Source organism: Pseudooceanicola algae (assembly GCF_003590145.2).
In the GTDB taxonomy this organism is placed as follows: domain Bacteria; phylum Pseudomonadota; class Alphaproteobacteria; order Rhodobacterales; family Rhodobacteraceae; genus Pseudooceanicola; species Pseudooceanicola algae.
On sequence record NZ_CP060436.1, the window covers coordinates 1511791 to 1526274 of the forward strand.

Consider the following 14484-nt stretch of genomic DNA (forward strand, 5'->3'; position numbering starts at 1 on the left):
AGGTGCGCCAACAGACCTGTCCAGATTCTCCTGAGCCGGAAACTCGTTTGCACACATTCTTTTTTCGCCTCTGCCCAAGGATCAGGCGCCGCGTGGCGAGGCCAGCAACCAGAGGCCGAAAAGCGTATAGAGTATCATGAACAGGGCCAGTGGCGTCTGGCAAAGCACGGCCTTCGCGTGATCTCCGGTCAGGCGCAAGGCGATGGTATGGCTCATCAGGATGGCAAGGATATGGCCCAGCACCACGGCGCCCGCCTGCGCCAGGAACAGCAGCCGGACCTTTGCGGGCACGAAAAGAAAGCCGGTGGTGACCTCGATTTCCGGCCCACCAAGGTGATGGCTGATCATATCGGCGAAATACTGGCCTTCGACCAGGGCGACGGGCAGGTAATGGGCCAGGTGGTAGGCAAAGGCGATCGGCAGGATCGCCGGGGCCAGTGCGCGGAAATAGAGACCAAAGCGTTGATCCCCGATCAACCCCAGCCCCGCCTGGATGGTCATCCCATAGGCCGCGACCAGCAGCGCGATTGCCAGGGCCAGCCCGACGGCGTTCTCGGCAATCACCTGACTGCGCCCTTCGAAGGCCAGCGGATTGACCCCGATCCAGGACAGCCAGCGGAAGGTCTCGTTCAACCCGTCGAAGCTGCCCGTGCCCAGCAGGACCAGCATCAGAAGCGCCAGCGACCAGCCCGGTCGCGGGCCGGAGGCCAGGCCCCAACCCGGCATGCCGATGCGTAGGCGCCCGCCGATGCGGCGCAGCGGGGCGAGGCGTGCATACTGGCGCAGGACAACCGAAATCCCTTCACCGCGCGCCAGCCAGACCGGCCCGAAGATCAGGCACCCAAGCAGGGTCAGCACCCAGTATCCCGCCACGATACGCGCCAGCCGGTCGGGATCGGTCGGGGCGATGTCGATCATCAGCAGCGCCGAAAACGCCAGCCAGACCAGCAACGCCGGCCAATGCCCCAGCGCGCGCGGCCAGCGCAGCAGGGGTCGCAGCCCGACCAGCCGCAACAAGGCCAGTGGCGCGCGAAACGGGCTGAGCCAGCGCCAGAGGTCCCCCAGAACACCCTGCCCGGCGAACAGGAACACCCAGCAGCCCGTCCAGATCAGCAATGGCAGCGGGTTGTGGGTCGGGTCCTGAGACCCCCGCCCCCCTTCGATCAGCGCCCAGACCAGCAGCAGCGCCGACAGGCCCGAGGTCAGCACCGACCAGCGCGCCCGCCCCGAGGCCCGCATCACGGCCCGCATGCCGGCGATGGGCCGGAACATGGCCCGCGCCCAGGGATCGGGCAGCAGCAGGATCAGCAACACCGTGGCCACGACGCTGGCCACCCCGCCGGCAATGTAAAGGTCGGTCGGCAACAACAGCACAACCCCTCCTTCCGAGGCATGGGCCAGCGCCGCCCCCGGCCCCCGCCGTCCCCGCCGCAAGCGTCGCCACCGCGCCCATCCGGAAGTTCTGCCCTTTACCCATGTCCGCCCCGTCCCTGCCTGTCATCCTGCGCCGGCGGCAATCCTGACCACGGCCTGTTCCGGAGGCAACCGGCGAATGATCCCACCCATCCGGCACGGGGTGGATTGACAGCAGGCTGCCCATCGGAAAATCATTTGCACACATATATTACCAACCGGGGACGGACATGAACGAAAAGACAGGCGGAGCGGTCATCGGCGTCGATGTGGGCGGCACCTTCACCGACCTCATCCTGATGGACCCGGCCACCGGCGCGGTCCGCCTGGCCAAGGTGCCCTCGACGCTGGACGACCAGTCGCGCGGGGTGATGAACGCGCTCGAAGAGGCGGGCGCCGACCTGCCCGCCACGGCGCTGATCGTCCATGGCACCACGACCACCACCAACGCGGTGCTGGAACGCAAGCTGGCACGCACTGGGTTGATCACGACCCAAGGGTTTCGCGATGTGCTTGAGCTCGGCCGCCGCACACGCCCGCAAGCCTATGGGATGAAGGGGGATTTCAAGCCCCTCATCCCCCGCGATCTAAGGCTTGAAATCCCCGAGCGCATGGATGCCGAGGGCCGCGTGGTCACGCCGCTGGACGAAACCGCGCTGCACAAGGCGGCAAAGGCGCTGATCGACAAGGGCTGCACCTCGCTGGTCGTCCACTTCCTTCATGCCTATCGCAATCCCGCCCATGAATTGCGCGCTGCCGAGATCCTGCGTGACCTCTGGCCCAACAACTATATTACCCTCGGCCATGCCCTGCTGTCGGAAAGCCGGGAATATGAGCGCGGCGTGACTGCGGCGGTCAATGCCTCGGTGCAGCCGATCCTGGATCTCTATGCCCAGAACCTGGCCCGCAGCCTCGCCACCGGTGGCTACAAGGGCGAACTGCTGGTGATGAACGGCAATGGCGGCATGGTCTCGGCCCGTCGCGTCGCCCGCGAAGCCGCGCGCACCGTGATGTCGGGCCCCGCCTCGGGCGTCATGGCCGCCGCCTTCACCGGCCGCGCTGCCGGGATGCCGGACCTTCTGACCTACGACATGGGCGGCACCTCGACCGACGTGGCACTGATCCGGGATGCGCAACCCGCCGTCTCGAACGAAATCGAGGTCGAATATGCCATGCCGATCCATGTGCCCATGGTCGATGTGCGTACCGTCGGCGCCGGGGGCGGTTCGATCGCGCGGGTCAATGCCGCCGGTTTGCTGGAGGTCGGCCCCGAAAGCGCCGGCGCCAGCCCCGGCCCGATCTGCTACGGGCGCGGCGGTACGGAGCCGACGATTTCGGATGCCAACCTGCTGCTGGGGCGGCTGGACCCGTCGCGGCTGAAATCCGTCGAAGGCGGGGTCACTTTGCAAACTGTACGCGACATCTTTGCAAAACGCCTGGGCGCACCGCTTGGCCTGTCCCCCGAGGAAGCCGCCGAAGCAGTCATTCACTTGGCCAATATCAAGATGGCCGGGGCCATCCGCATGGTGTCACTGTCGCTTGGCGCCGATCCGCGTGATTTCGCCCTCTTCGCCTTTGGTGGCGCCGGTCCCCTGCATGCCGCCGCCCTGGCGCGCGAACTGGGCGTGCCGAAGGTGCTGGTTCCCGCGCGCCCCGGCATCACCAATGCGCTCGGCTGTCTGGTGGCCGACCTGCGTCATGATTTCACCCGCACCCTGGCGACCCCGCTGGATGCGCTCGACATGGATCACCTGGCCGCGACCCTGACCGCGCAGGCTGAAGAAGGCCGCCGCCTGATCGAAGGCGAACAGGTCTCGGTCACCGGGATCACTGTTCTGCACAGCCTCGACATGCAGTTCATCGGCCAGACCCACCTGCTGCGCGTCACCCTGAAGGGGCCGAAAATCACCCGCGAGGCCCTGCAAGAGGCCTTTGAGCAGGTCTATTGGCAACGCTTCCGCACCCGGCTCGACACGATCCGCGCCGCGGTTGTCAATGCAAATACCTCGGTCATCGGCAGCCGCCGCGCCCTTGACCCCGCGACGCTCATCCCGGCCGCAGAGCGCAAACCGACCCTGGCCGAGGCACAGCGCGGCACCCGGCCTGTACGCTTTGACGGCGTCCTGCACGACACGCCCCTCCTGCGCCGCGATCATCTGCCACTGGACATTGCCTTCGACGGCCCGGCGATACTGGAACAGATGGACACCACGACCCTTGTCCCGCCCGGCGACAGCGTCACCCAGGATGCGATCGGCAATATCGTGATCCACGTAGGGGGCGCGGCATGATCCCTGCCACCCCATCCACCGAATTCCCGACGCCGGAGACCTCGCAATGACCCTTGATCCCCTGACCCTTTCGGTCATACAGGCCGGCCTGCAACAGGTCTGCGACGAGATGGACCTGACCTTCTCCCGCGCCGCCTTCTCGCCCGTCATCGCCGAGGCGAACGACAGGTCCGACGGCATTTACGCGGCCGAAGACGGCGCCCTGATCGCCCAGGGCACCCAAGGCCTGCCGGTCTTCGTCGGCACGATGCAATATTCCACCCGCGTGCTGACCGAACGGATCCGCGACGGCATCACAGCCGCTCCGCAGCCGGGCGATATCTACATCGTCAACGACCCATACCTCGGCGGGACGCACCTGATGGATGTGCGGTTTGTCACGCCCTTCTACCGGAACGGCAAGATTTTCTGCTGGCTCTCCAATACCGGCCACTGGCCGGATACCGGCGGCACGGTTCCCGGCGGTTTTTCCGCCTCGGCCACTTCGGTCGAACAGGAAGGCCTGCGCCTGCCCCCTGTCAAGCTGTTCAAACAGGGCGAGATGGATACAGAGATCTACCAGATCATCTGTTCCAACATCCGCGTCGCGGACCAGCGCATCGGCGACGTCAAGGCGCAGGCGGCAGCCCTGTTGGTCGGCGCCGACCGCCTGACCGCCCTGCTGGACCGTTACGGCGATGCCACCGTATCGGGCGCCATTGCAGAACTGCGCCAGCGCGCCGCAACGCAGATGCGCGCCTGCCTGTCCCTGCTCCCCGAGGGACGCTATCAGGCTTCGGCCTTCCTCGACAGCGACGGGGTGGTGAACGAACCCCTGGAAATCCGCCTTGCGGTGACCCGCCGGGGCGATCAGGCCATCTTCGACTTCACCGGATCCTCCGCGCCCTGCATGGGCCCGATGAACTCGGTCCTGGCGACGACGCTTTCCTCGGTCTACCTCGCCATGCGCCATATCTTCCCCGAGGTGCCGATTTCCGCCGGCGCCTTCGATCCGCTGGCCATCACCGGCTACCAGGGCACCTTTCTGGACGCGCAATATCCCCGCCCGGTCTCGGGCTGCGCCGCCGAAGTCAGCCAGCGCATCGCCGAGGCGGTCTTCCTCACCCTCGCCCCGGCCCTGCCTGATCGCGTCACAGCCGCCCCGGCCGGCACCTCGGGCAATTTCGCCCTAGGCGGCCATGACCCCGAAAAGGCCCGCGATTTCGTCATGTATCAGATCTCGGGCGGTGGCTACGGGGGCAATGGCGACCACGACGGGCTGTCCAACGGCTGCTCGACCATCGGCATTTCCAAGGCCCCTCCGGTCGAAATCATGGAGGCGCAGTTTCCCGTCCTCTACCGCCACTACGCCCTGCACGAAGGCTCCGGTGGGGCGGGCTACCATCGCGGCGGCTTCGGCCTCGACTATGCGCTGGAACTGCGGCGGGGGGCGGCAACGGCCAGCTTCGTCATGGACCACGGCCGCTTCGGCCCACCGGGCACGATGGGCGGCACACCGGGCCTGCCCAACCGTGTCGAGATCCACCGAAACGGCCGCACCCATGTCCCTGAACACCTTTCCAAGGAACAGGACATCCCTCTGGCCCCCGGCGATGTTGTCCATGTCCGCACCCCCGGTGGCGGCGGCTATGGCGACCCCAGAACCCGCCCGCCCCACCTCGTTGCCGAAGATGTCCGCCTCGGCCGGTACACCGCCGCCCAGGCCGAGGCGCTCTTCGCCGTTGCCCTGACCGCAGAAGGCCAACCTGACAGCGCCCGTACCGCCGCCCTGCGTGCCTGACCCCCGGTTTCCCTGTTCCAAATATCCCGGGGGAGCCGTCGCGCAGCGGCGGCGGGGGCAGCGCCCCCACCCCGGTGACGCAGCGAAAAGGCTGACAGATCCCGAGGGCCATGCCACCCCTTGATCCAAGAAGGAGGAGACCCCATGACCTTGCCAAAGCTTTTGGATACCCTGCGCCTGCCCCTGGTCGGCAGCCCGCTGTTCATCATCTCGAACCCCGATCTCGTCATTGCCCAGTGCAAGGCCGGAATCGTCGGCAGCTTTCCTGCCCTGAATGCCCGCGAAGCCGCGGGCGAGCCGCCGCAGCTCGACGCCTGGCTGACCCGCATCAAGGAAGAGCTCGACCGTCATAACCAGGCCAACCCCGACACCCCCGCCGCGCCTTATGCGGTGAACCAGATCGTGCACCGCTCCAACACCCGGCTGGAACGCGATGTCGAGATCTGCATGAAGCACGAGGTCCCGATCTGGATCACCTCGCTCGGCGCCCGCCCCGAGGTGAACGAGGCCGCCCATGCCGCCGGCGGGCTGGTCTTTCACGACGTGATCAACGACCGCTTTGCCCGCAAGGCCATCGAAAAGGGCGCCGACGGGCTGATCGCCGTGGCCGCCGGCGCCGGGGGCCATGCGGGCACCCTGTCGCCCTTTGCGCTGGTGCAGGAAATTCGTGCCTGGTTCGACGGACCGCTGCTGCTGTCAGGGGCCATTGCCGGGGGCGACGCGCTGCTGGCCGCGCTCGCCATGGGCGCGGATGCGGGCTATGCAGGTTCGGCCTTTATCGCGACGCAGGAGGCGCATGCCGACCCGATCTACAAGCAGATGATCGTCGACAGCGGTGCCTCCGATATCGTCTATTCCGACCTCTTCACCGGGGTCGCGGGCAATTACCTCAAACCTTCCATCGCGCGCGCCGGTCTGGACCCGGATCAGCTTGAACGTTCGGACCCCACCAAGATGGATTTCGGCACCGCCAAGGCCTGGAAGGAAATCTGGGGCTCGGGCCAAGGGATCGGCGCGGTCCATGCCGTGGAAAGCGCCGAGGCCGTGGTTGCCCGGATCGAGGCCGAGTTCAACGCCGCGCAGGAGTGCCTTGCCGGACGACTGGGCTGGTCACGCCGCTGACGCCCCACCCGCGGCTCCCCACCGGTCTGACCGGGGACCGCGGGCTTTTTTCCCGAAACCTCCGGGCGCAGGTCCACGCATCGTCAAGTCCCGCCCCCTATCGGACCCGTTATGTCACCACCCGGTTGACCCGTTCCTCTGCCAAGCGTTAATGAACTGACTTAACGTATCCGTATTATTGTCAAATCCCTTCCGGCCCGCACCCGATCAAGTGCATCGCCATCCCGGCAGATCTTCTTGTCCGGTCGGGAATTGGCACTAATTGGCCGATCTTGTGACGAGTGCTTTGTACCTTCCCGACCCATATTTCAGAGGAAAAAATGTCGAACTGGAACGGAGAGGTGGCCTCTCGTGCACAGATCAGGGATCAGAAGCGGCGCGCCGCGCTGCGCATCGCGTCCCGCTTGTTCAACGAAAAAGGATACCACGCGACATCCCTCGAGGAGATCGCCGAGGAAATCGGGGTCACCAAGACCGCGCTTTATTATTACTTCCGCAACAAGGAAGAACTGCTTTACGAATGCCTGCAGGTGACCTTTACCTGCGGCGAACAGGCCCGTGCCGAGGCCGACGCGCTTGGGCTCGATGAATTCGAGACCTTCCAGGCCTTCTACAAGGACTTCGTCGCCTGCGCCCTGCGCCAATCCGGGGCCTACCTGTCGCGCCCCAATATCCTGGCGCTGCCCAAGGGCTTGCAGCAGGATCTGACGGACCGCAAACAAGAGCTTGTCAGCTATATCACCCGTCTGCTGGACCGCGCCATACAGGATGGAAAATTGCGCGACGTCGACAGCGATGCGGCGGCGAATTACCTGATCAGCACGATCAACTGGGTCCTGTCCTGGTATACCGAAAGCCGGGAAACCCGTGACCCCGAAGAGGTCTCGGAGCTATTTCTGTTCCAGATCATGAACGGCATGGCGCAGCGAAACTGACCGCCGCCGCCGCGTCCTGCGCCGGGCCAATTGCGGCCCGTGCGCGAAAAACCGACCCTAAAGCGTCACCACATGGTTGTCCCAATGACAGCCGAAGCGCTGGCCCTGCCCAAGGGATTGCACCCCGGCCTGCCAGATCCCGCCCTGCCCGTCCGTCGCCAGGAAACCGCTGTCGCGCCTGGCCAGCCCGCAGATATCGGAACGCGCGTGACTGGCGACAAAGCCGCCATCGGCGTCAAAGACATGCAGCCGCCCCCCGACCGGAGAGGTAATGCCGACGAAATCGCCACTGCCATCGAAGGCGACCGAGCCGGCATAGCCCTGCATCGCAAGCTGTTCGCCGAGGTCCGCTTCGGCAAGTTGCGCGATGCCGCCCCGCCGGTGCAGGCCAAGCAGCGGCACACCGTCCATCGGCTCACCCTGCCACTGCATCGCAAAGGCCACCAGCCCATCGGGGCGCGCTGCGATATGGCGGATCGAATTGCGGTGCAGGTCTTCGGGCAACTCGACCATGTCCAGCAGCGTGCCATCCGGCGTCAGATAGGCCAGACTTGGCCGCATGGTCGGGATGTTCAGCTTTTCGCGGCCATGATCGGGATGGGTCAGAATGCCGCCATTGGCCACCACCAGCACGTCGCCTTCCAGCGCCAGGATTTCATGCGGACCGATGGCATGGCTGGGGATCTCGCCGATGCGCCGATAGCCCTGTGCACGCGACCAGAGGCCGATGACACCACTGCCCGTGGCAAAATCATTCTCGGCGGTGCACAGGATGTCGCCCCCGGCGATAAAGCAACCGTGGCCGTAGAAATGCCGCCCCTCCGGGCTTTCCAGCACCGCCTGCACCTTGCCCGCGACGCAGTCGATCACCAGTCCGAAGGTGCCCGGACGGCGCGCAAAGGCCACCGCTTCGGGGGCCGTGGGATGGGCCGTACCCGCATGGCCGCGCGCGGGCAGCGGTATCCGGAACAGATCCGCCCCATCCCCCGCCAGCCCATGCAGGGCGTAGCTGCCATCTGCCTCTTTTGCCGCTGCGAGGAAGGCCGGGTTGCCGGCGTCGGCCCAACTCAGGGTCGGGGTTGCGGCGGCCGCGGCCAGGGCAGCCAGGAACTCTCGACGTCGGATCATCGGCTTCACTCCATCTTTCAGTACTCCCTTTCGGGATCGCAGCCCCGCTGCGCCGCCTCAGTCGCCGTCGGCCGAGTTGAAGCCTTCGGTCAGGCCAAGCGCCTCGCCGATCTCGCCTTCGATCGTCTGGCGCAGGGACTGGATGCGTTGTTGCAGGATCTCGATCTTCAGGCGGCCCGTCGGATCATCGACCCCGGCAAAGACCGGATCATCAAGGTCTTCTGCCTCGGTCAACGCGGTATCAAAGGCCGCTTCGGTCAGCGGGATCGGCTGGTCGGTCAGATGCCGCGCCAGATCCCGCAGGGCGATCAGCGACAATTCGACATTCTGCAGCGACCGGCCAGAACGCCGCGCCTCGGCCCGCAGCGGGCGCGGCCGGTCGAAGGTGCCAAGCGGACGGCCAAGCCGTTGATCCGCCGTGAATTCCAGCCCCGACAGAAGCGAGGTATAGAAGACTTGCAGGGCCTCGTCGGCGCTGAGATAGAAGTTGTTCCAGGGCTCGCCAGCGCTTTCCATCAGCGGGGCCTGGCGGTCCTGCCAATCGGCCTCGATCCCTTCAGCCATTCGGGCGAGGTCCGCCGACAGCCGCTGCACCAGCGCGCAGGAATAACTGCCCGTCTCATAGGCGAAGGTCGGGTCATACAGCATCGCCTCGAGCGCGAAGAGGCCGCGCGCGGCGACCGAGACATGGGCGAACTCCTCTGGCGCCTGCACGGATGGATCTTCGTCCCCGATCAGGCCGGTCAGCTGGCGCGGGGTGAAGCCACGGGTATCGGGCCAGAAGGCGATGGCATTGACCCGGCCATCGGTTTCCAGCGGGCCGAACCGCAGGTGCGATATGCCGAGCCAGGCGTCAAAAGCCGCGTTCCAGGGCGCATGCAGGCCGGGGGCGGCACAATCGGCGGCGGCGGCATTGGACAGGGCGGTGCTGGCTTCGGTAAAGCGCGCGGCACCGGGCAGCACATGATCGCGGATCGCCGTTTCGGTCCCCGCCCTGGCCATCGGTGCCAGCAGGGTCAGCCCGGCTCCGAGAGCCGCATAGAACAGGTGTCGCATCAAAGGCTCTCCAGGAAGGCTATCAGATCGGCCCGCGCATCGGGGGCAAGGGTCACGACATGGTCCCGCGCCGCCTGCGCTTCGCCGCCATGCCAAAGCACGGCTTCCAACAAGCTGCGCGCCCGCCCGTCGTGCAGAAAGGCCCGGTGGCCCGAAACCTGTTCGGCCAGCCCGAGGCCCCATAGCGGCGGCGTCTTCCATTCCTGCCCGTCGGCACGCCCTTCGGGGCGATTGTCCGCAAGGCCGGGGCCCATGTCGTGCAGCAGAAGGTCGGTATAGGGCCAGATCAGCTGAAAGCTCTGCTCGGGCTGGTCTTCCAGCCGGGCGGTCACGTATTTCGGAGTGTGGCAGGAGGCACAGCCGGCCTCGTGAAAGACCTGCTTGCCACGCAGAACGGCGGGATCGTCGAGGTTGCGACGTTCCGGCACGCCGAGGTTGCGGCTGTAGAAGGTCACGAGGTCGAGCCCTTCGGCGTCAATTTCCGTCCCGCGCGCATCGCCGCCGCCATGCGGGGCGGCCCGGCAGGCGACCTGGGCTTCGGTGCAATCGCCCCAGTTCGACGGAAAGATCGGGCTCGAGATCCCGATATCGCCGGAAAAGGCCGCTGCACTTTGTTCGCGGATCGTCGCCGCCCCGGCCTTCCAGCCGAAACGCCCCAGCATCGGACGGTCATGTTCGAAGGACCAGACCACCTGGGCCCGGCCGGAAATCCCGTCGCCATCGGCATCCTCGGGGTCTTCCTGGGCCAGCAGATCCGCCGCCGGAATAGCCTCCAGCAGGCCAAGGCCGATCATCTGCGGCGCAAGGCGCGGCGACAGCATCGCGCCGGGGGCCAGCGGCCCGTGGCCAAGGTTGTCGGCGCGCCATGTCGGGTGCTGCAGCTCGGCCGTCTCGCCACCCGCAAGGGTCAGGGTTTCATAGGTCCAGTCGACGCCCAGCCGGTATTCCGCGGCCTGTCCGGCGACCCCGAAGTTCTGCAACTGGCCGCCATAGACCGGGTCGGGGCGCACGCGCAAAGGCGTGTCGCCGCGCGACAGCAGGAAGGATTCGATATCGCTCATCGCGGTGTCATCGGTCGCCGGGACCGAGATCCGCAAGAAGATCGATGCGGCGTCCTCACCGGGACCCGGCAGATGCCCGCGCCCGTCCTTGATATGACAGCGCTGGCAGGAGCGGGTATTGTAAAGCGGCCCCAGGCCGTCGCTGGCCAGGGTCGAACTGGGCGAGGAGACCCAGAGCTTCTTGAACAGCCCATTGCCGACCTTGAAGTCCAGCTCGCGCTCAAAGGGCATATTGCCCGAGGACATGGAAAACGCATCCGCATCGTCGCGCGCCCGCACGCTGGCTGCGCCACCGGGGTTCTGCTCGAAGGCCTCGGGGGCAGAGAAATCTTCCGGAGGGGCCACGACACGGGCGATCCGGGAAGTCTCGCTTTCGGTGCGCGGCACTTCGGCGAGGAAGGGCCGAAGAAGCGCATCGTCCCGTTCCGGCGCGGAAGAGCCCGCCTGTTGGGCGCTCGCGCCCGAGGCAAGAAGCATGGCCGAGACGACCAATGCGACGCTGTTTCCTGCCCGTTGTGAAGCTGTTTTCGGCATGCGGCCTCCCGCCCGTCGATTGCCACGCTAACCCGAGAGAATCAATCGGAATTTGACTCACACCCGATGCCGGAGCCGTGAAAACCGGACCGACGGGGCCCCCAACCCTGCGGGAAGGCACCGGTCACTCCCGCGCAGCGAAAGCGGCAAATGCAAAGGGCCCGCCTGACGGGCGGGCCCTTGCGATATCCTGCGAACGGCCCCGGCCGCCCGTCGCGTCCTACTCGGCCGAATCGGCCGGAGTCGCATTCAGCATGCCGTAGTTCTGGGCGCCGATGGTGCCGTAAAGGTCCAGCTGCGTTTCGAGGAAATCGATATGACCTTCCTCGTCCGCCATCAATTCCTCGAACAGGTCCTTGGTCACGTAATCCCCGACAGATTCGCAATATTCCCGCGCTTCCTTGTAAAGCGCCCGCGCCTCGAGCTCGGCTTCCAGATCCGCTTCCAGCGTTTCCTTCAGGTTCTCGCCGATGCGCAGGGAATCGAGTTTCTGCAGGTTCGGGTGACCTTCCAGGAAAATGATTCGTACGATCAGCTTGTCGGCATGCTGCATCTCTTCGATGCTTTCCTCACGCGATTTCGCCGCGATCTTGCCGAAGCCCCAGTCTTCCTGAAGCCGATAATGCAGCCAGTATTGATTGACTGCGGTCAGCTCACTGCGCAGCGCTGCGTTAAGGTACTCGATAACCTTTGCGTCGCCCTTCATCCGAGGTCTCCTTTGGCGTTGCGCGGCGAAGGCCGCGCAGAATTTCCGGTACCTCGAAACTATCGCACTGGCGCATGGTGTCCATGAAAAGCGGCAGGCAGCCGCCGCATTCGGTTTTCTTTCCAAGCGCCCGGTAGATCTTGCCCGGCGTGATGATGGTGTCGGGATCGGACGCGCGCATCCAGTCCACCGCAGAGCGGATGTCGCGGTCGCTGATCGACATGCAGTGGCAAATCATCATGGTCTCGGATCCTCGTTCTTGCGGGCGGCGCCCGATCTTCTGTCCGGTCGTCTTTCCGGTCCTTCCGTCCGGGCGGCGGGTCTGCCCCGCCGCCCGGAATGCCCTATGTCCGGATCACTGGAAAACGGCGTCGGGGTTGTCGAGGCTGTCGGAGCCTTCAAAGCCGATTTCGTCCAGTTCCAGCGCAGCAACAGCGCGTTCGATGCTGCGGGTCTGGGTGACCAGACCTTCCACGGCGCCCATGATCAGGGCCTCACCGGCGGCATTGCCGCGTTCCAGCATCATGTCGTAGGAAAAGCCCGCTTCTGCCGCGACCTTCAGCTCTGTCAGCTTGACCATGGTGGCGTCCAGATCGGCGGTCAGGGCAGCGTCGACCTCGGGGTCGGCGGCGGCGACCAGATCGCTCAGAGACGGGCCTTCGGTGACGTTGCCGTCGATGCCGACATAGCGCCCGGTATAGACGTTGCGCACGCCGAGACCGTCGTAGAAGTGGCTGTTGTAGGTATTGTCCGAGAAGCAGTCGTGCTCTTCTTCGGGATCGTTCAGCAGCAGGCCCAGCTTCATCCGTTCGCCGGCCTGTTCACCGTAGGACAGGCTGCCCATGCCGGTCAGCATGGCGATGATGCCCGCATCCGGATCGGCCATCAGCGTCTCGCGTGCTTCACCGCCCTCGGCCCATTGCGCGGTCATCCAGTCGAGGTCGCTGATCAGCAGGTCGCTGGCCGCCGACAGGTATTCGCCTCGCCGGTCGCAATTGCCACCGGTGCAATCCTCGCCGCTGGCGAAATCGGTCCAGGGCCGCGCGCCGGCACCATGGTCGGTACCGTTCAGATCCTGGCCCCACAGCAGGAACTCGATGGCGTGATAACCCGTGGCGACGTTGGATTCGACGCCGTCGGCTTCCTGCAGCGTGTTTTCCAGAAGATCCGGCGTGATCGCGCTGGCGTCGACCTCTTCGCCCGAGAGTTGGAAGGCGGGGTTGGCAATGACATTCAGCACGGCATATTCGTTTTCATCCGTCGCGCCACCGTAGGAGCCATCGACATAATCGATCAGCCCTTCATCCAGCGGCCAGGCATTCACCTTGCCTTCCCAGTCATCGACGATGGCATTGCCGAACCGGAAGGCCTCGGATTGCTGGTAGGGCACGCGGGCGGCCAGCCAGGCCGCCTTGGCGGCTTCCAGGGCAGTCGCCGACGGATTGGTGATCAGCGCATCGATGGCTGCATCCAGGACCTGGGCGCTGGACAGACTGTCGCCATAGGTGGCCTCGGCGATATCCGCATAGGTGGCCAGCACGGCGGTCTTCTCCGGGGCCATGTCCTGGGCCAGGCCAAGGCCGGGCAGCAGGCTTAAGGTTGCGGTCGCCATGAGAGCGGTACGGATATGTGACATGAGGTCTCCTGTTGTATTTCTTGTCAGTGTAATCTTTGTCCGGCAGGCGGGCCCTTTTCGGGGCGCTCTGCCGGAATCTGGCGCGTCAGCTCCAGCCCAAGGGTCTGGGCAGGCGAAACGACAATCGGCGCAACATCGGCCCGCACCAGCAGGCAGGCCGTCAGCATGGCATCTTCCCGGTCCCCGCTGGTCGCGATGGACACAAGATGGGCCAGAACGGCTTCATCCGCGCCGACGCAGGAACAGTTCGGCCTATGGCGCATGACCGGCCGGCGCACATGGCGCAAGGTCAGGCCAGAGAATTCGTCCAGACGCTCCGTCAGCCGGCCAAGCCGCGGCGCCCCGAAAAGCGTCGCCAAATCGCTGGTGAATGAGGCCATCGCCCCCGCTCCTGCGCAACGGGCCCGCAACGCAATGACGGCAACCGGCTCGGATCCGCGTTCAAGCCTCATGACGCCGCAACATCCCGGCACCGATCCGTGCCCCGCGCCCCATCCAGGCGATCAGCCCGGACCACCGGCCCGGATCGGGCGGCAGCAGGTCTGCAGGCTTTGTCATCAGGGCGGATCATGGCGGATATTCCATGGAAGGATCGGAAGACTGTGGTCGCCTCATAACTGACCAAAAAACTCAGCTAAGTCAATCCCGACTATTTCGCTTACCTTTGGCCGCTTGACATCAGGTCAGACCGCACAGGGGGCCAGCCCCCGCCTCCGTTCCGGAGGCCCCCCGGAGTATTTCGGGCCAGATGATAAAGAGCCTTGTTGGTTTCCCTGTTCCAAATATCCCCGCCGAAGGCATCGACACCGGCAAGAGGCGCCC

12 protein-coding genes are annotated in these 14484 nt (G+C 65.5%); 4 read left to right on the top strand and 8 right to left on the bottom strand.

What is annotated here, in order from left to right; genetic code table 11:
• Positions 1–81 precede the first annotated feature (81 nt).
• A complete protein-coding gene (locus PSAL_RS07170) occupies positions 82–1374 on the bottom strand; it encodes a hypothetical protein (RefSeq protein ID WP_231388642.1) in 1293 nt (430 codons plus the stop codon).
• Between the two features lie 269 nt (positions 1375–1643).
• Between PSAL_RS07170 and PSAL_RS07175 the strand changes: the two genes are divergently transcribed.
• The 4 genes from PSAL_RS07175 (at position 1644) to PSAL_RS07190 (ending at position 7541) form a co-directional block, all read left to right on the top strand.
• Complete coding sequence (locus PSAL_RS07175) at positions 1644–3704, top strand: hydantoinase/oxoprolinase family protein (RefSeq protein ID WP_119840742.1); 2061 nt, start codon at positions 1644–1646, stop codon at positions 3702–3704.
• 46 nt (positions 3705–3750) lie between these two features.
• A complete protein-coding gene (locus PSAL_RS07180) occupies positions 3751–5484 on the top strand; it encodes a hydantoinase B/oxoprolinase family protein (protein WP_196941915.1) in 1734 nt (577 codons plus the stop codon).
• Between the two features lie 144 nt (positions 5485–5628).
• Positions 5629–6606 carry an NAD(P)H-dependent flavin oxidoreductase gene (locus tag PSAL_RS07185; RefSeq protein ID WP_119839815.1) on the top strand — a complete coding sequence of 326 codons (978 nt, stop codon included), beginning with the start codon at positions 5629–5631 and terminating at the stop codon, positions 6604–6606.
• A gap of 320 nt (positions 6607–6926) precedes the next feature.
• Complete coding sequence (locus PSAL_RS07190; RefSeq protein WP_119839816.1) at positions 6927–7541, top strand: TetR/AcrR family transcriptional regulator; 615 nt, start codon at positions 6927–6929, stop codon at positions 7539–7541.
• Between the two features lie 57 nt (positions 7542–7598).
• Here PSAL_RS07190 and PSAL_RS07195 read toward each other — a convergent pair whose 3' ends face one another.
• The 7 genes from PSAL_RS07195 to PSAL_RS07225 all read right to left on the bottom strand — a co-directional run bounded on the left by PSAL_RS07195 (position 7599) and on the right by PSAL_RS07225 (position 14042).
• Positions 7599–8669 (bottom strand): DUF1513 domain-containing protein, encoded by a 1071-nt coding sequence (locus PSAL_RS07195; RefSeq protein WP_119839817.1) that lies wholly within the window; start codon positions 8667–8669, stop codon positions 7599–7601.
• 57 nt (positions 8670–8726) lie between these two features.
• A complete protein-coding gene (locus PSAL_RS07200; protein ID WP_119839818.1) occupies positions 8727–9725 on the bottom strand; it encodes an imelysin family protein in 999 nt (332 codons plus the stop codon).
• A complete protein-coding gene (locus PSAL_RS07205) occupies positions 9725–11320 on the bottom strand; it encodes a di-heme oxidoreductase family protein (protein ID WP_231388643.1) in 1596 nt (531 codons plus the stop codon). Before PSAL_RS07205 ends, PSAL_RS07200 begins: the two co-directional genes overlap by 1 nt.
• Before the next feature lie 220 nt (positions 11321–11540).
• Positions 11541–12026, bottom strand: a complete 486-nt coding sequence (gene bfr / locus PSAL_RS07210; protein WP_119839819.1) for a bacterioferritin — start codon at positions 12024–12026, stop codon at positions 11541–11543.
• Positions 11992–12267 (bottom strand): (2Fe-2S)-binding protein, encoded by a 276-nt coding sequence (locus tag PSAL_RS07215; protein ID WP_119839820.1) that lies wholly within the window; start codon positions 12265–12267, stop codon positions 11992–11994. Before PSAL_RS07215 ends, bfr begins: the two co-directional genes overlap by 35 nt.
• 114 nt (positions 12268–12381) lie before the next feature.
• Positions 12382–13662, bottom strand: coding sequence for an imelysin family protein (locus PSAL_RS07220; RefSeq protein WP_196222822.1), 1281 nt, complete (start codon positions 13660–13662; stop codon positions 12382–12384).
• Between the two features lie 23 nt (positions 13663–13685).
• Positions 13686–14042, bottom strand: a complete 357-nt coding sequence (locus tag PSAL_RS07225; RefSeq protein WP_119839822.1) for a hypothetical protein — start codon at positions 14040–14042, stop codon at positions 13686–13688.
• Positions 14043–14484: the final 442 nt, after the last annotated feature.